Source organism: Vibrio sp. 10N.247.311.13 (assembly GCF_041467595.1).
In the GTDB taxonomy this organism is placed as follows: domain Bacteria; phylum Pseudomonadota; class Gammaproteobacteria; order Enterobacterales; family Vibrionaceae; genus Vibrio; species Vibrio crassostreae_C.
This window is the reverse complement of record NZ_JBFSUX010000014.1, coordinates 1-17,846: the sequence shown is the minus strand read 5'-3', so window position 1 is coordinate 17,846 and position 17,846 is coordinate 1. Positions and strand designations below refer to the sequence as shown.

Genomic DNA, 17,846 nt, shown 5'->3' with positions numbered 1-17,846 from the left:
TGCATTTATTGGAATTACTATATTATATTCAATACCTTAAGTTGAAGGCTAACTACTCTAGATTCCAATTAGTTTGTTCCTTCAGAAGTAGGAAATAGACTCTTAGTGACTCACCGACGTTGAAAACAGGTTAATGACCACCACACCAGACAGAATCAAAGCGATGCCAATGATCGCGTAGATGTCTAGCTTTTGCCCGTAGACCAACCAAGACAACGCCGCGACCAACACTATCCCTGCGCCACACCAAATCGCATACGCCACACCCAAAGACATGGTTTGAACCGTGAGAGACAACAGATAAAAAGCAAAGCCATAACCGACGAGTACTGCGGCGGTCGCAGGAAGGGAAGTAAATTGCTGCGTTTTAGGCAATAAAGAAGTCGCGACAACTTCAAGCACGATGGCAAGTGACAGCATCACTGGAGGCGGAAGAGATAAAAGCATGTATGAGTCCACAACATTAAATACGGCGCTCAGAATATTGTAGTTTTATTTCCAATTCATGTGATTTTCAGTAAGCAATTATTATGACGTACCTTAAAAATTCTTAAATGTGATGGTTCATTCATCGAAGAACAGAAAGACAAAAAGAGCCCTACAACATCATGTGTAGAGCTCTTTTTTAATCAGCTAATAGGTTAATCCGCTAATAATCTGAGCCGCTTAATTTGCTGATGATGAACCTCTTAGGATATCGCGCTTCACTTCACCTTTAAGATCGGTCAGAGTTTGTTGGTCGATATCAATCAAGAAGTGGTCACTTGCTTGGCCTGTTGCGAATTTTTCAAGAATCACGAACAAGCTACCAAAACGAGAGCGGAACACTTCACCAACGGTATATTGTCCAAGGTCACCCAATTCTGAATCGACAGTGCCATCGAACTCTGAAAGTTCTCGGCTTAACAACTCATATTGGCGCAATTGTGTTTCACCGATATCACGGAATGCCAGTTCGTCTGCGTTACGTAAACGGTAGAAGTCGGTCGCTAACAACTCACCACTCCACTCTGCAAATTCAGCTAACTCTAGTCCCTCTAAAGAAGCCAGTTTCTCAGCGACAACTTTAGCTGTTTGCCAGTCTTGTTGGAATTGATCGTAGTCATCAACACCATTTTCCACACAAGCGCCAACATCGTAACCCAGTTCATTAGCTAACTGACACACGGTAAAGTTGGTTTCTAACTGAGACATGATCATCATCTCTTCGCCATTCATTTCCATGATCATAGCGCGCATCTCTAACGGCCAGTCACCCGGAAGGAAACGTAGGCGTGTTAGTTCACGGATGTGCCAATCAGTCAGTTCGTAGTAACTCTCTGAATTCAGAATATCTTTGTTCCAAATCTTAGCTTCTGCATCAGGATCGCCATTCGCAGCTTGAGTAAGGTATTCATGCTCTTCTTCATAGTGACTGAATAGCTCGTTGTAACGCTTAACTTGATCGATGACCACCGTCTCAACTTCAATCTGATTATCAGGACGAATGTTCAACAGTTTATACGCGGGAATGTAACCCGCTAACGACGGCGCTTGAATATTGAAGAGTGTGTGCTGAACTCCATCGATATTGAAGCTCTTCTTACCCGTATCGTTAAAGTGCATGTGGCCACCAACGTGGATATTTAGACCAGTAGCAGCTAATGCGCGGCTGGTATCGTCATCCGGTTCACGAGCCAGCTGATGGCTTCCTTCACCAAACAGATCTTCAATCTCTTCAGAAGCGCCGTTGTAGAAGTCGGTCATTGGGAAGTGCGAGAAAGAGACAAGCGTCTTGTTCTGCTCTTTCGCTGCTTTTACAACATCAGAGATCCAATCAATTACGTGTTCTTTGTGAGTCAGCATCATGTTGTAACCAGCACTGCTTGAACCATCGAACGTGTTTCCATCTACAGAGCTATCAGACGAATTTTCTTTCGGGCGATAAACGTTCGCGTCGATCGCCAACAACCAAAGCCCTTTCACTGGCTCTACTAAGTAACTGGTATCCGGCACTTCAGAACAGCTTGAGTAACCACTTTCTTTGTAGCTACCACCCGTACCTTCATAACAGATCTCGTACATGCGCTTATCAAAAGCCGCTTCTTCTTTCGCTAAATCATAGCTGTAACTAGCTCGAGCTTGGTCGCTGCTGTAAGGCGTTTCAAAGTAGAGATAGTCTTGCTGAGGGTAGAAGCCGTGAGTGCCTAGGATACTCATGATCTCTTCATAGCCCCATTCACGTACTTCTTCAGTACAGATGGTTGCTAAGTTGTCACCTTCACCGGGAATAGTCGTCCACTCATCGTCATAACCAACACACTCTTCTTTACCGCGGCTATAGATACGCTGCTTCTTACCACCCTCGCCTAGGTAATCAGATTTACCCGCAGGGATTGTAAATGGACGCACTGGATCGTGGTTGCCTGGCGCTGCAAAAAACTCAAGACCATGAGTCTCGCGGTAGTGATCAAAGATGCTAACTAAGCCACGCATATGAATCGGCTGGCCGTCGTCACTAAAGTCACCTGGCAAGGCTACGTATTTCACGCCACGCTCAACCACATCATCAAGCGCCGCTATCATCGCAAAGTAGTTTTCATTGAATAGACGAGTGGAGTTCATCTGAGACTCCATCGTTCGAATTGTCGCATACTCGCCACTATCCGAGTTGTAGAGTCCCGCGAACGAACCATCTTCAAATTTGCCGTAAACATCATGGAAATGGATATCAGGCATGAATGCGACTTGCACTGCGCTATCTAGATTGCCGTTGTCGTCACTTGGTGAACTTGAATTACAACCAACTAATGTGGCTGCTATTAAGCCTGACAGTACGGTCAATGTACTCTTTCTCATTTTCTCTTCCCAAAAAGTTAGAACTCAAAATTTGGCGAGGAGACTAGATGAGAAAAATGACACTATTGTTTCTGATATCTTACAAAACGTCGCACAACGTACGCTTATGCGACATTGCTTCAATCGTTAAAATTCAAAAAGTTACCATCCATACTAAAAGCTGATAGCTCAACAACACGAATTGAAGGTTAATATATAAATCGCCATAAAACCTCCACCTAAACATCAGTAAAGACAATGTATTCAGACCGTTTGGATAAGTCGCCTGTCCTCAAACCTGAGTCGCTCTAGCTAAGATAGTTGCCAATAAGAAAACTGACCGCTCCATACTTATTATTACAAATACGTAATAATCATTTTCTATTTAAGGGTATTATCAAAACATGCACTCACACCTATACTAGCTCCAACAAAACGAGAGAGCGGAAACAATTAAGCTCAACTACGCTTAACGGGTTGAATTTAATTGCACAGTTATCCGCTGTACTGACATATATAGGAAACATCCAATGACAATCGAAATTAAACCTGGTCAAACGCATATCAAATCAAAAGCAATGGTTGCATGGGCAGCTGGCGAGCCACTAAAAATGGAAGAAGTTGATGTACAACTTCCTAAAGCTGGTGAGGTTCTAGTTCGCATCGTTGCTACTGGTGTTTGTCACACTGACGCATTCACATTATCAGGTGACGATCCAGAAGGTATCTTCCCTTCAATTCTTGGTCACGAAGGTGGCGGCATCGTTGAGATGATCGGCGAAGGCGTGACAAGTGTTGAGATTGGCGACCACGTTATCCCACTTTACACTGCTGAGTGTGGCGAATGTAAGTTCTGTAAATCTGGTAAAACTAACCTATGCCAAGCCGTTCGTGAAACGCAAGGTAAAGGCCTAATGCCAGACGGTACAAGCCGCTTCTCTATTAATGGCGAAACGATTTTCCATTACATGGGCTGCTCGACTTTCTCTGAGTACACAGTACTTCCAGAAATCTCTCTAGCGAAAGTAAGCAAAGAAGCACCACTTGAAGAAGTTTGTCTTCTAGGTTGTGGTGTAACAACAGGCATGGGCGCGGTACTGAACACAGCTAAAGTTGAAAAAGGCGACAACGTTGCTGTATTCGGCCTAGGCGGTATCGGTCTTTCTGCAATCATTGGTGCTCGCATGGCTGGTGCTAACCGCATCATCGGTGTTGATATCAACGAGAGCAAATTCGAGCTAGCAAAACAGCTTGGCGCGACTGACTGCATCAACCCAACTAAATTCGACAAGCCAATCCAAGACGTTATCGTTGAGATGACAGACGGTGGTGTTGAGTACTCTTTCGAGTGTATCGGTAACGTAAACGTGATGCGTCAAGCACTTGAGTGCTGCCACAAAGGTTGGGGCGAATCAGTCATCATTGGTGTTGCGGGCGCAGGTCAAGAGATCGCTACTCGTCCATTCCAACTAGTGACTGGTCGTGTATGGCGCGGTTCTGCTTTCGGTGGTGTTAAAGGCCGCTCTGAGCTTCCAGAAATCGTTAACCGTTACATGGCGGGTGAGTTTGGTCTTCAAGAGTTCATTACTCACACTATGGGTCTGCAGGACGTAAACGAAGCATTCGACCTAATGCACAAAGGTGAATCTATCCGTACTGTTCTACATATGGATAAATAATACCCCTTGGTCTCGATACCTCGGTATCGAGACCGCAGTTCTGACTTAAACATCAGAGCGAAACTGTCTTCACCACCTCCTGCCCGGTGGGTGGTGAAACTTAAAATGCTATAGACATGTTACTCCCCAAACCATCAACCTAACGGAGCACAATAGATGACAATCGAAAACATTAGCCAAGCAAAGGTTGCTGGTGGTTGGCACAAACAATACACCCACTTTTCTGCAACGCTTGACTGCAACATGCGTTTTGCGATTTTCTTGCCACCTAACGCAAGCAAAGAAAACCCAGTTCCTGTTTTGTATTGGTTGTCAGGCTTAACCTGTACCGATGAAAACTTCATGCAAAAAGCCGGCGCTTTCAAAGCCGCGGCTGAACAAGGCATCGCGATTGTTGCACCAGACACTAGCCCACGTGGCGAAGGTGTTGCCGACGATGAAAATTACGATCTCGGCCAAGGTGCAGGCTTCTATGTGAATGCCACTCAAGCGCCATGGGACAGCCATTACCACATGTACGATTACGTGGTAACAGAGCTCCCTGCATTAATTGAGTCGTTCTTCCCTGTTACATCCGTAAAATCGATTTCTGGTCACAGCATGGGCGGACATGGTGCCCTAACGATTGGCATTAAAAACGAAGATAGCTACCGTTCTATCTCTGCATTTAGCCCAATCAGTAACCCAATGCAATGCCCTTGGGGCCAAAAAGCATTTAACCAATACTTGGGCTTAGATATTGAAGAGTGGAAGCAGTACGACGCCTCTGAGCTTCTAAAAGCCAAAGGCACTAAGCTGCCAATGTTGGTCGACCAAGGCGAAGCCGATAACTTCCTGATTGAGCAGCTTAAGCCTGAGCAATTAGTCGAAGCCGCTAAGGTAACCAATGCCGATTTAGATCTACGTATGCAGCCTGGTTACGACCACAGCTACTACTTCATCTCTAGCTTTATTGATGAACACATTGAGTTCCACGCTGCTTACTTAAACAAGTAGCCAGATGAATTTAGCCCGCACTTTGTAAACGCAAGGTGCGGGCTTTTTTATGCCTACTGATTTTATAACGGTTGCTTTTATAACTGCTTAATACGCTGCTTTAACGCTTCTAAATCTATATCATTGCCAACAATTCGTAATCGAACATACTCTTCAGTCATCGCGTCGCACGTAATAGCAAAATCGACACCCGAACATGTCTTAATACCGATACTCTCAAATAGCTTTGAAAGGTGAGTTCCTCTCTTTTTCAACAACATAATGGGCGTCGATATTGACGTGCCAACCACCTCAATATTGTTCTCAGACAACAAGCCGATCATTTGCTGCTTAAAGTATTCAGTTTTGCTGCGGTTCATTTCTACGAAGTGTTTTGCATTGGGTAAGGTCGCCGATGCGATTTTTATTGAGGGGTAAGTCGGCGTAAACACACTCACCGCAGCTTCGATTGCAGAAGTCAGGTTTTCACTGCTGGCTAAGTAACCGAGTCGAATCCCAGCGAGCCCTAAACCTTTAGAAAAGGTTCGTAAAACTATTAAGTTGTCCAAGACTAAGGTCTGATCGAGCATAGACTGCTCAGGGGTCAGGTATTCACCATATGCCTCGTCGACAATCAAAATAGCGCCAGAACGCTCACATACTCTCGCTATCTCGACCAGATAAGCTCTGTCGTAGATTCGACCCGTTGGGTTGTTGGGATTATCGATATACACCAAGGCAGGATTTTGACTGCTTATTTTTGATGCCAACACACCGAACAGATCCGACTCGTTTTGATAATCAAACATGTTGATGGACTGGTACTTCCCGCCCACCAAAGTGAACTCTGATACTGCTTCAACAAACTGAGGGCCAATGCCTATCATGGTGCGATTGTTGTGATCGATAAGTTTATTGAAGATAAGTTCTAGCGCCCCAAGAGAGCCCGTGGTGTACGTAATACAACAATCTTCAATCCCAATAAACTGGCGAGTCAGATAAGTCAGCTCCGAAAGCTCCCTGTGGCAATAGTACTTATCAATACCGTAGATAATATCTTTGATCACATGTTCAGGAATTTCTGGTGCGCCAAATGGATTGGAGCCAAGTGAACAATCGATACGAAATGAGTGATCGACATAAGAATGGTATTCGCCACTTAACCGTGGATTTAAATGCATAAGAAAACGCTCAAAAAATATTCATGCGCTATTCTTAGCGTACTGAATTTTATCTATATAGGTCATTTCGCGACAGTTCTTCGCCTTGTTTCGAGAGACTGGTTAAAAACCAAGATTGGTTCAAATAACGAATTCTCTTAAGCCATAATCAAGAGTTAAGCACTCGTGTTTACATTTCGAGTTAACCGAACCGCTTTCTTTGCGCTAGATTAAGCTGAGATAAGATAGGGTAATAACAGAGCTTGCATCTTTACTCTCCCTAGTTACCATAGCCCCATTAACATCCCCCATATTTTGAAGGTTGCTATGAAAGCAATTAAGACTCTTTTCTTCCTGATGGTTTTATTGAGCGGTCTGTTTACCGCTTGGCTGTTTATTCCAATTCCAGCGACCATGGACAAGCAAACGCTCGACGTTCCATTAACGGAACCATTCAAGCTTGTTGCGTATCGCAGTAACCCGAATGATGCGAGCAAGCCGCTGACTTACCACTACTATGTGATTTCAGATGTGGTTGGTGTAGACGACATGGACCCATTCCTGATTACCACGGACCAGTTCGTGAAGCTTGGCGAATTCGACGAGAACACATTCAACCTTACGGTTAACGGCAAGATTGATAGCTACACCAACGATTTGTGGATCAAGAAATCTGATGGCAAGCTTCAACACTGGTACGTGAGTATTAACGCGAACTATATTCGTTAAAATCGAACTGCAATAAACCTCATTTTAAAACTGCGCTTTGGCTTCCAAGCGCAGTTTTTGTTTCTAGCAACACCCTCCACTTATCCCGACCCGTTCGACATAAACTGCATTGCCTACTTTTGATTCACTGCAGCCCTTGCTCTCAAGGTGTTATAAGCTCTTTAGATACGATAAGCTCAGACCATGCTCGACGCCCAATAAATCAAAATAATAAAGGATCACCCGTGGAATTTACGCTCGACAAATTTAACGGCATCATCATTGACCCAGCAACAGCCCCTCACGATGTTGACTCATTCAATGCCGAACTCAGCCAGATCACCGAATTTTCAAAGCAGAATAACAAAGGCATCATTTGGATTAGCTTACCTATTTCACTCTCGCACCTTATTCCGGTGGCGACTGAGCTTGGCTTTGTGTTTCACAACTGCTTAGAAGACGAGATTACGCTGATCCACAAATCCGAGATTGTAGAGTTTGTGCCTTTCATTCCGACCCACACCTTGGGTGCTGGTGCGTTAATCACTAACGAACACAATCAAGTTCTGATGATCAAAGAGCACGGCATGACGGGTTACAAATTACCGGGCGGTCATATTGAGTTGGGTGAAGGCATTGAAGAATCCGTGGTTCGAGAAACCTTAGAAGAGACTGGCATCGAAGCCACGTTCGTTTCAGTGGTTGGCATGGCGACGAGACACCCGTATCAATTCGGAAAGTCTAACCTCTACTTTGTTTGTCACCTTATCGCTCAAACTCAAGAGATTGCGATTCAAGACACAGATGAAATTGCAGAAGCTAAATGGATTGATGTTGAAGAGTACATTAACAACCCCGACAGCTACCCGTTCAACCGCCAGTTAGTCGGCTCTTTGATAGGCAAACAAGGATTAGAACTTACCCAACTAGAAGGCAACTATGGCCCGAACCATAAGCCAGAGATCTTCTTTTCGAAAAACTAAAGCGATTCAAACATAAAAACGCCAAGCTCATAAGAACTTGGCGTTTTGCTTTTCATTTTACTTAGATTATTTTAGTCAACTCGTTGCTAGTGACTACTTGTTAAACCGTTCTAGAACCTATCTATTTTAGAAAAAACCTAGTGGATTGGTATCGTAGCTGATCAACAGGTTCTTGGTGTTTTGGTAGTGATCGAGCATCATCTTATGTGTCTCACGGCCGATGCCGGATTTCTTATAACCACCAAACGCACGCGCTCCATTTCAGCATCGTGTGATTTGCACCATGGCGAGCAACAAATCGAACACGCTTGGCAGCAAGCCAACAAGGTAATCGATAAAGGGATCAGTTTGTTGATCTTAGGAGAAACAGGAGTTGGCAAAGGCGAGTTTGTTAAAGTGCTGCACAAGCAAAGCCAGCGTAAGTCTTCGCCCTTGGTAGCGGTAAATTGTGGCGCGCTGCCTAAAGACCTTATCGAATCTGAACTGTTTGGTTACGCGCCGGGCGCCTTTACGGGAGCAAGCCACAAGGGCTTCCAAGGTAAGATCCGTCAAGCAGATAAAGGGATTCTATTTCTAGATGAGATCGCCGACATGCCTTTAGAAGCTCAGTGCCGACTACTGCATGTTCTGCAAGACAAATCCGTGGTGCCAGTTGGTTCTAATCAAAGCTATCAAGTCGATTGTCAGATCATCGCTGCAACTCACAAAAACCTCGAGCAGTTAGTCGCAACAGGTGAGTTTAGGCAAGACCTGTATTACAGACTCAATGGCTTAGCCTTCACCTTGCCAAGCCTACAACACCGACAAGACAAGCACGCTTTAATCGAGCACATTCATCGTAAATACGCCGAAGACGAACAGACAATCTGCCCGCACTTGATGAGCTTACTGTGCGCCTATTCTTGGCCGGGTAATATCCGCGAATTAGACAACTTACTTAAGGTTGCTGCTCTATTAGCAAGTGATGAACCCCAACTCACACTCGAGCATGTGCCCAGCCACCTTGCTCAACATCTCACGTCATTAGCACACGATAATCAGCATCAGCTAATGACTTCTAATGCCATAAAAGGTACAGCGAGTAACGATTTAAGAAGCACCGTTGAAGAAACCTTGTTGCAAACTTATCAAGCCAACCAAGGCAACATCAGCAAGACATCTCGAATACTCGGCATCAGCCGCAATACCATTTATCGAAAGCTAAAGAGCTTGGGGATTCTTTAGTAGGAAAAGGAATCTAAGCTACTCAGACTCTAATTCCACAAGTTGATTAAGCACTTCTTTGTCCAACACTGGATGGTGTTTGCTCGCTAAGATCAACACAATATCGACCGAAGGCAACGGCGGCATATCATCAAGTATTTTCAAGTCTGAAGTCACGCTCAGCTTACCCATCGCGCCAATGGCTAATCCGGCTTTAACGATCGCTCGCTGCGCTGAAGCGGTATTGCTACACGCCAATAACTGATAAGGCGTGCCCTGCTTGGTTAAGCCATTCACTGCCGCTGCGTGGTACTTACAATCGGTCTGAAACAAGGCTAGTGGGACTGGTTTAGACTCATCGAACGCATAGTCAGGGCTGCTTATCCAAACACCCACATCATGTGTAAGCCAGTAACCCTCTTCACTATCGGGCGCTCGGGTGACAATCGCCGCATCAAGTCTGCCATCATCTAGCCACTCTCTGAGCGTAATGCTGGGCAGGCTGAATACTTGAATAGAACAGGTGGGTTCTGCTTTCTGCAACAGGCGAATCACTTTCGGCAGAATGGTGTCATTGTAATCTTCAGGGCAGCCGAGTCGCAGAGGTTGTTTGTCTTCGTAACGCTTTACTTGCTTAAGTGCGGTATTGTGAAGGGCGACCAACTGTTCGGCATGAGATCGCAGCGCTAAGCCAGCTTCAGTCAGTATTAAATTACGTCCTTCTTTCTGGAAAAGAGTGACGTTGAGTTCTTCTTCCAACTTACGCATCTGAGCACTGAATGCCGATTGGGTGCGATTTATCTGTTTCGCTGCACGAGTGAAACTACTGGTTTCTACAAACGCGAGAAAGCCTCGCAAAGCATCAATATCCATATTGAAATCACCACCCATCGTTTTTATTAATGTATTGCATCAAAATTATCCGTTAGTGCTCCGCAATACAATCCCCTAAGCTCAAAAGCATACTCACCAAACGCAAGGAAGCAACGATGCAGCTTTATATTGGAAACCAGAACTACTCAACTTGGTCACTGCGCGCATGGCTAATATTCGACAACTACAACCTGAGTACAGAAGTCATCAAGCTCAAGCTATTCACCTCTGATTTTTACGACACTCTGGCGAAAGTGACGCCAACGGCCAAGGTTCCAACCCTAGTTGATGGTAATGTTGCGGTGTGGGATTCATTGGCGATTCTCGAATACGTTAACGATGCCTATTTGGACGGTGCAGCGTGGCCTAGCTCAGTGAAAGAACGCGCCCATGCCCGAGCAATTTCCGCCGAGATGCACTCTGGGTTCTTTGCCGTCAGAAATGAAATGCCGATGAACTGCCGCGCACAACGAAAGCTCACACTGAGTGAAGACGCACTGAAAGACATCGCACGTACTGATGTAATATGGTCTGCACAAATGGAACAATACCCAGAGGGATGGTTATTTGGTGAATGGTCGATTGCCGATGCGATGTTTGCACCCGTCGCATTGCGCGTAGAAACCTATGGAATACAACTTTCCGAAAAGGCATCGCAGTATCAACAACGTGTGCTTAACAGTCCATCAATACAAAAATGGCTGGCAGAGGCAAGCTTAGAAACCGATGTGGTTGAAGAAGATGAGGCGGGCAAGCCAGTATAAAATACAAGACACCCTTCCAAAGCTCACTAGTCTGTGAGCTTTTATCTAAACCTTATTAATTTGGTCGATTGTGATCGCCTAGTCACAATGTGCAGATGTGATTGTTTATATTCAAAGAAATTCAAATAGTTAAGATAAACATCATGTTACGAGCAACGATCGCATTACTCAGTATTACTAGCTTCGCCGTATCTGCCAACGCCCATCTTCCTTCTGGAGAAGAGTGGCTCAACCATGCGACTGAAGGGCTTGCACCTTATTGGTTAATGCCTAGCGCTCAAGGAGAACCGGTAGGAAACTTCCCTACTTTCCGCTGTGATGACGGTACCTTGCTCGATGTTTCTGATGTGTGCCATGAACTAAACAAAGGCTGGATCACGCCACACTTTGGCAAAGAGTTTACGCGGATGAAGTCACGTCAAACTTATGCCTATGGCGTGCTCTACCACCTTAGTGGCGATAAGCAGGCTTTAGCGCTTGCCAAGCAAGGAGCCTACTACATCATTGATCAGCTAGAAGATAAGCAAAACGGCGGCTTTATCGGCTACACAAAAGAGGGAAAAGTAGGCCAGAATTGGCAGCAGCGTACTTCTCAAGATCAAGCGTATGCATTAGTTGGCCTTGCCATGTACTACTACCTGACCCAAGACAAAAAGGTAGAAGAAGCACTCATCGCCCAACAAGCTTTTATCTTTGATAAATATCGACTTAGCGACAACAGCGGTCTTGCTTGGGTACTCGCCGACGGTGAAGATGGCAGTGCAAAACGACGTGAACTGGTTGCGCAACTTGATCAAATAAACGGCTACCTGTTGTTAGTCGCTCCTCTGCTCAAAGAGCCCATCAAATCAAAATGGCTTGATGACTTAAACTGGCTCACGCAAGCCATGATTGACCAATACCATTCTGAAGATGAACAACGCTTCTACGGTGCAATTCACGATAAAGCAGCGATGATGCCGAATGCTAATCACAATGATTTTGGACACACCATCAAAGCGTATTGGATGACTTACCTTACAGGCCAAACATTGAATAACTCTGAATGGTCGGAGTTTGGTTTAGACGGTATGAAACACACTCTGGATCAGGCGCAATATCAGAAAGACTTTGCCAATGTATCTAACTACTTTGGTGAGCGACTTCAGAAAATGTGGCAAGGGCAAGATATCACGGGCTGGCAAAGCAGACCGCACAGTCAGTGGGCGTCATCATGGGAGTGGGCGGAGCTTGATCAAGCAGCCATGACGGTTTCGCTTGTCGATGGTTCAATGAAAGACGTCCTGCAATACACCCTACCGACCTTTCATGATGTATGGGTCGACCATAAATACGGTGGTGTCGGGCTTGACCCAAAACGCACCAAAGCTTTCCATTGGGGCAACGGTTATCACCAGTTTGAACATGCGCTGATTGGCTATTTGTTCGCTCAGCAAGTTGACGCGAAGCCAGCAATATTGCATTACGCAAGGCCGACCAACAGCGAGATGCCAATGGAACCGTATTACTATCAAGGCGATGTGGTGGAGCTATTGAATAAAGATGACGGAACGCAGAAGGTCAGTTTCAATAACATTCGACCTTAGCGTTGGTTGTTTGTTCTAAATGGACTTGAGATTCAGGGCTACGGGGAATGGACAAGGTCAAAGAGTTAGCACAATAGTGATGTCGCAGACCAAACAAAAGCCGCTGTTGATGATCAGCGGCTTTCTTGATGGAGATAAGCGGAGGTTAGTTGTCCAACCCTTTAATTGGGTTCATCGAGTGATAAACGGTGTTCACGTCACCAGTCATCGACAATGAACTCAAGTCATCAATGAAGAAACGGCTGGTCATTGTGTGCTTACCGCCATTGATAAAGATTTCGATCACTGACTTATCAACATAAACCTCGATGATTTGCTTGGTGCTCAACCTCGGTGCTTTTCTCACTGAGCCAAACTCTTCCGCGTAGAGCTGAGACATCTTACTGCGATCAAGCATGAACTCCTTTTCTGTAGCACTGAATACGATGTTATCACCCGCAACGTTAGTAAGTGTAAACTCAAACTCGTCAGTATCCGTTTCGAGCTCAACCATGAAGCTGGTTGTATCCAATTCAAGAGCATTTTCAACCACCACAGCTTCACCCTGTAGCGCTTTCAATTCAGGTAAAGCAGACTGAACAAGATAGCCATCTTGGATTTGAAGTTCGCGTGGTAACGACAACATGCCCGCCCACTGATACTCATTAGATGGTGTATCAATCTCAGGCAGACCAATCCAAGCAATCAGAATACGGCGGCCTGTATCATCTAAATAAGTCTGTGGTGCATAGAAATCGAAGCCATAATCTGGCTGCGCAATATCTTGGTGGTTTTCCAGTTCTACCGAATCGAGATTTAGGCGGTCACCGACGATATAAGCCACCGAGTAGATATTTTTGAAATCGTATGGATTTTCGCTAGACACACCTTGTGGAGAAAACAGCATCACCGACTGATTCTCTATTTCAAAGAAATCTGGGCATTCCCACATATAGCCAAGGTTGTTGTAACGAGTTTGAATTGGACCTTTGTGCTGCCAATTCATCAGGTCTCGGCTGCAATATAGCGCCATAGAGCCAGTATTTTGAGGCGTTTGAGCACCCACAACCATCAGATAATCGCCGCCCTGTTTCCACACTTTTGGGTCGCGGAAATGTTCGGTGTAGTGATCGTTTTCGATAACCACGCCGTGCTTTTCTATTTTGCCGTCAGCAGTCATCTTGGCAAAACATTGAGTTGGCACTCGCAACCAATTTCCGTCGCGCTTGTTACCTGTAAAAAACAACAATGCATTGTCGTTTTCAACCAATGCACCACCAGAGTAAACACCGTGAGAGTCGTAATCTTGGTCTGGGTGCAAGCCAATGCCGTGGTCTTCGAAATGAACGAAGTCTTTGGTAGAAAGGTGGTACCAGTACTTCATACCATGGACGGGGCCAACTGGCGTCCATTGGTAAAATAGGTGGTGTTCACCATTAAAGAAACACAGACCATTCGGATCATTAAGCAGACCAAACTTAGGCGCAATATGGTAGCTTGGATAGCCAGAGTCTTGTTTGCGAAGCTCTACCATCGCATCAATACTCTCTAGAGAAATATCTTCTATACGGCGATATCTTTGCTCTACTGTCCAGTTCGAGTTCAAACTCATACACTCTCCTCTACGGCATTCGTATTTGAAGAGTCTTTTTGAATAAACTGAGTAAGAGCTTCTTGCGTTGGAAGTGCGGTCATTGCGCCTTTTTGCGTGGTCGCCAGTGCACCACACCCATTCGCCCACTGAATTGCAGAATCGACGACTTGTTGATTGTTCCACTCATCATCTTGAGAAAGCTTTGCAAGCAAACCGCCAACAAAAGCATCGCCTGCACCCGTGGTATCCACTGGCGTCACTGAGCGACCTGAAATCAACACACCTTGGTTTTCAAATACTCGCCAAACGCCTTTCGCGCCCTGCGTAACCAGAACAAGCGTGTTGTTAAGATCTGCAATGTTAGCCAAACCTTGTTCCATCGAAGTTGAATCGGTTAAGAAATCCAGTTCTTCTTCTGAGAATTTAACCACATCAGCCAATTCAACCGCTTTCATGACCACAGACTTAATTTCAGATGGGTTTTGCCACACTTCATCACGAAGGTTTGGATCGAAGCTGATGTAACCGCCCGCGGCTTTCATACGTCGGATCGCTTCGAAGGTACTGCTTCGGCTTGGTTCATTAGCCAAAGAGATCGAGCAGACGTGTAGCCACTCGTTTTTCTTAAATTCGGGAATGTCTTCAACAGACATAAACTGGTCGGCACTTGGCTTAACCATAAACGTAAAGCTACGCTCGCCTTGGTCATCAAGATCGACCACCACGGTTGACGTGCGTTGTTCAGGGTCCTTCACCAAACGCTCGGTATTCACACCTTCCTTTTGCAGAGTCACTTCCATAAAAGTGCCAAACGGATCGTTACCCACTCGGCCAAAAAATGCGCTTTTGCCTAAAAGGCGAGAAATCGCTACCGCGACATTAGCAGGCGCACCGCCCGGACATTTCAATAATGTCGCGTCAGTCTCCGGAATGAGGTCGACGACGGCGTCTCCAGTTACCCAAACTTGATTCATCTTTCTTACCTTAAAATTGAAAATCATGACAACCGAAAGCGATGGCAATCGAAAGCAGTAGCAACCAAAAGCAAGGTGACACTTCACGCTGTCATGTAAAAATATAAAAAGGCTAGCTAAGCCAAATCACCTAGCTAGCACCCCAAAGCTTAGGAAATGAAGTGAAAAGGGGGGCTTCACTTCTAGGGAGAAACGTTAAGCTGTTGCTTTAATGTTTTGCTTGCTGCGCTCGCGCAGACCTAAAACAACGGTCAGAGCAAAGGCAGTCACGAACGCGATAATCATACCTACCACGTAGTAGCCAATCTTTTCTGGTGATATTGAGATGATGCCAGGAATACCCGCCGCACCCAGTGCTTGTGCTTTCACATTGAACATCGTGATAAACGCGCTTGAAATCGCAGCGGCACAAACCGCAGCAATGAATGGATAGCGAAGCTTCAAGTTCACACCGAACATTGCAGGTTCAGTAATACCAAGCAAGCCAGTCACACCAGAAGGAATCGCGATACCTTTCATTTTCTTATCTTTACTCATGAAACCAACCGCCAGTGCCGCTGCACCTTGTGACACGTTAGACATCGCCGCGATAGGGAAGATGAACGTACCGCCAGTCGTTGCGATATCCGCAAGCAGCTGAGTTTCAATCGCAATAAAGCTATGGTGCATACCAGTAATAACAAACGGCGCATAAATCAAACCAAACACCGCACCGCCAATGAAGCCAGCACTGTTGTATAACCAATTTAGGCCGTCACCAAGCAGGAAGCCGATATCACGAGTAAATGGACCAACAATCGTGAATGTTAACAAACCAGTTATGAAAATCGCCAATAGCGGCGTTAGCAAGTTATCTAGAACCGAAGGAATAACTTTACGCAGCCCAAGCTCAACTTTCGCTAGAATAAACGCAGAAACAAGAACGGGTAGTACTGAACCTTGATAGCCTACTTTCTCGATTTCGAAACCTAAAATGTTCCAAACCGGAATGCTGCCCGACACTGATGCGCCACCGAAGCCCCAGCCGTTAAGCAAGTCTGGGTGAACCATCAACATACCTAAAGCCGCGCCAAGGTATGGGTTACCACCAAACTTCTTACTCGCTGAAAATGCTAATAAAATAGGTAAGTACACAAAAGGAGCATTAGCAAATGTATTGATCATGTTTGCTAAGTCGGTCAAACCCGGATTAGCGTCGATTAAAGATTTGCCATCAATGAATAAGCCTTGAGCCGTCAATAGGTTGTAGATACCCATCAACAAACCACCAGCAACAATCGCCGGAATGATTGGTACAAAAATATCAGACAGGCCTTTCACCGCGCGTTGCAGGATATTTTGGTTGTCAGCACCTGCAGACGCCACATCGTTGGTCGACATTTCCGTCATTTCAGTCAGCTTAGCCAACTCAGCATAAACTTGGTTTACGATGCCTGAGCCAAAGATGATCTGATATTGACCTGCCACTTTAAACTGGCCCTTAACCCCTTCTAGGTTATCAATCGCCTGTTCATCAATTTTATCTTGGTCTGCAACCGCAAGACGCAGACGAGTCGCGCAGTGTGCGAGTGCGGTGATATTACTTTTACCACCTAATAGAGAAAGCAGCTCTTTTGCTATTTTTGGATAATTCATTACATACCCCATTGGATTATCATTTGAGCTTTTGAATTTTCGGGAACGTTTGCAAAACAAATTTTTGCCTAGAAATAACAAATGATCAAAGATAACTGCTCAATAGTGTGAGAATGATCTTCAAATTATCTCCCTAGGATAAGAAGACAGGGTTAAAATCCCCTAATAACAGGTAAATTTGATGCTCTGTTTGCAAACAATCCCAAAACTAAAATTACAATTGGATAATGAATAATGGCTAGTCTTCATGATGTCGCTCGTCTCGCTGGAGTTTCCAAGTCGACGGTTTCAAGAGTAATCAATGATGAGTATGGCGTAAAAGACGCGACCAAGGTGAAGGTGCGTAAAGCAGTTGAAGAGTGTGGCTATCTCCCAAACCAAGTCGCTAAAGACTTAAAGTCCCAAAAAACCAACCTGGTTGGCGTGATTGTTCCTAGGGTTTCTTCCCATGCCACCTCTCAGGGTGTCGATGGTTTAACCGCCGTCTTAGAGCAAGCGGGCAAGCATGTATTATTAGCGAGCACACACCAAACACACCATAAAGAACTTGAATATATTCAGATATTTAACCAGAGGCGTGTTGAAGGTATCATCCTGTACGCGACCCACCTCGACAACCAATTAGTCAAAGCGATTCAAAGCTCTGCCGTACCCGTGGTATTGGTTGGTCAAGACGGGTCAATGTTTAACATCCCAAGCATTGTGCACGACGACACTCGCGTAGGGTTTGAAGCGGGTAATCGCCTCATAGCGAAAGCTTGTAAGCATATGGGATTCATCGGTGTGCAAGGTGATGATATTGCGGTTGATAAGATGAGATCGGAAGGCTTCGCTCAATCGCTACAATTTAACGACCTCACACTGCAATTTCACGCCCGTGGCGACTTCACCATAGAATCAGGTTACCAACTGGCGA

General features: G+C 45.3%; 14 protein-coding genes and 1 pseudogene. 8 read left to right on the top strand and 7 right to left on the bottom strand.

All coding sequences use genetic code 11. From position 1 onward, the window contains the following. Nucleotides 1–102: 102 nt before the first annotated feature. Nucleotides 103–447 carry a multidrug efflux SMR transporter gene (locus AB6E52_RS08315; RefSeq protein WP_017061635.1) on the bottom strand — a complete coding sequence of 115 codons (345 nt, stop codon included), beginning with the start codon at nt 445–447 and terminating at the stop codon, nt 103–105. A gap of 219 nt (nt 448–666) precedes the next feature. Beyond that, on the bottom strand, nt 667–2,838 hold the full coding sequence (locus AB6E52_RS08310; RefSeq protein ID WP_102320867.1) for a phosphoesterase: 2,172 nt from the start codon (nt 2,836–2,838) through the stop codon (nt 667–669). 509 nt (nt 2,839–3,347) lie between these two features. On the opposite strand from AB6E52_RS08310, the gene AB6E52_RS08305 reads away from it, so the two are divergent. Both AB6E52_RS08305 and fghA read left to right on the top strand, forming a co-directional pair. Then, the gene (locus tag AB6E52_RS08305) at nt 3,348–4,496 is read left to right on the top strand and encodes an S-(hydroxymethyl)glutathione dehydrogenase/class III alcohol dehydrogenase (RefSeq protein ID WP_017076927.1); all 1,149 of its coding nucleotides are present in this window, start codon (nt 3,348–3,350) and stop codon (nt 4,494–4,496) included. A gap of 156 nt (nt 4,497–4,652) precedes the next feature. Further along, nucleotides 4,653–5,492, top strand: a complete 840-nt coding sequence (gene fghA / locus AB6E52_RS08300) for an S-formylglutathione hydrolase (RefSeq protein ID WP_102320866.1) — start codon at nt 4,653–4,655, stop codon at nt 5,490–5,492. 77 nt (nt 5,493–5,569) lie between these two features. Here the strand turns inward: fghA and AB6E52_RS08295 are convergent, their stop codons facing one another. After that, the gene (locus AB6E52_RS08295) at nt 5,570–6,652 is read right to left on the bottom strand and encodes a pyridoxal phosphate-dependent aminotransferase (RefSeq protein WP_102320865.1); all 1,083 of its coding nucleotides are present in this window, start codon (nt 6,650–6,652) and stop codon (nt 5,570–5,572) included. A gap of 306 nt (nt 6,653–6,958) precedes the next feature. Between AB6E52_RS08295 and AB6E52_RS08290 the strand changes: the two genes are divergently transcribed. The 3 genes and pseudogenes from AB6E52_RS08290 to AB6E52_RS08280 all read left to right on the top strand — a co-directional run. Further along, nucleotides 6,959–7,360: a hypothetical protein gene (locus tag AB6E52_RS08290; protein WP_017061631.1), complete on the top strand. Its 402-nt coding sequence runs from the start codon at nt 6,959–6,961 to the stop codon at nt 7,358–7,360. A gap of 224 nt (nt 7,361–7,584) precedes the next feature. Beyond that, on the top strand, nt 7,585–8,322 hold the full coding sequence (locus AB6E52_RS08285; RefSeq protein WP_102320864.1) for an NUDIX domain-containing protein: 738 nt from the start codon (nt 7,585–7,587) through the stop codon (nt 8,320–8,322). A 237-nt stretch (nt 8,323–8,559) separates the two neighbouring features. Then, nucleotides 8,560–9,546 (top strand): annotated as a pseudogene (locus AB6E52_RS08280) (sigma-54-dependent Fis family transcriptional regulator); the annotation flags it as partial. A gap of 18 nt (nt 9,547–9,564) precedes the next feature. Here AB6E52_RS08280 and AB6E52_RS08275 read toward each other — a convergent pair. Beyond that, on the bottom strand, nt 9,565–10,416 hold the full coding sequence (locus AB6E52_RS08275) for a LysR family transcriptional regulator (RefSeq protein ID WP_102320863.1): 852 nt from the start codon (nt 10,414–10,416) through the stop codon (nt 9,565–9,567). A 98-nt stretch (nt 10,417–10,514) separates the two neighbouring features. Between AB6E52_RS08275 and AB6E52_RS08270 the strand changes: the two genes are divergently transcribed. Further along, on the top strand, nt 10,515–11,162 hold the full coding sequence (locus AB6E52_RS08270) for a glutathione S-transferase family protein (protein WP_102320862.1): 648 nt from the start codon (nt 10,515–10,517) through the stop codon (nt 11,160–11,162). 143 nt (nt 11,163–11,305) lie between these two features. Beyond that, nucleotides 11,306–12,748 (top strand): N-acylglucosamine 2-epimerase, encoded by a 1,443-nt coding sequence (locus tag AB6E52_RS08265; protein WP_102320861.1) that lies wholly within the window; start codon nt 11,306–11,308, stop codon nt 12,746–12,748. 145 nt (nt 12,749–12,893) lie between these two features. On the opposite strand, the gene AB6E52_RS08260 is transcribed toward AB6E52_RS08265, so the two are convergent. The 3 genes from AB6E52_RS08260 to AB6E52_RS08250 form a co-directional block, all read right to left on the bottom strand. Further along, the gene (locus tag AB6E52_RS08260; RefSeq protein WP_102320860.1) at nt 12,894–14,339 is read right to left on the bottom strand and encodes a sucrose-6-phosphate hydrolase; all 1,446 of its coding nucleotides are present in this window, start codon (nt 14,337–14,339) and stop codon (nt 12,894–12,896) included. After that, the gene (locus AB6E52_RS08255) at nt 14,336–15,295 is read right to left on the bottom strand and encodes an aminoimidazole riboside kinase (protein WP_017061624.1); all 960 of its coding nucleotides are present in this window, start codon (nt 15,293–15,295) and stop codon (nt 14,336–14,338) included. The genes AB6E52_RS08260 and AB6E52_RS08255 overlap by 4 nt, the downstream gene beginning before the upstream one ends. Before the next feature lie 195 nt (nt 15,296–15,490). After that, nucleotides 15,491–16,930 carry a sucrose-specific PTS transporter subunit IIBC gene (locus tag AB6E52_RS08250; protein WP_017064972.1) on the bottom strand — a complete coding sequence of 480 codons (1,440 nt, stop codon included), beginning with the start codon at nt 16,928–16,930 and terminating at the stop codon, nt 15,491–15,493. 234 nt (nt 16,931–17,164) lie between these two features. Here AB6E52_RS08250 and AB6E52_RS08245 point away from each other — a divergent pair. Then, a partial coding sequence (locus AB6E52_RS08245; RefSeq protein ID WP_372189952.1) for a LacI family DNA-binding transcriptional regulator occupies nt 17,165–17,846 on the top strand: 682 nt, incomplete at its 3' end.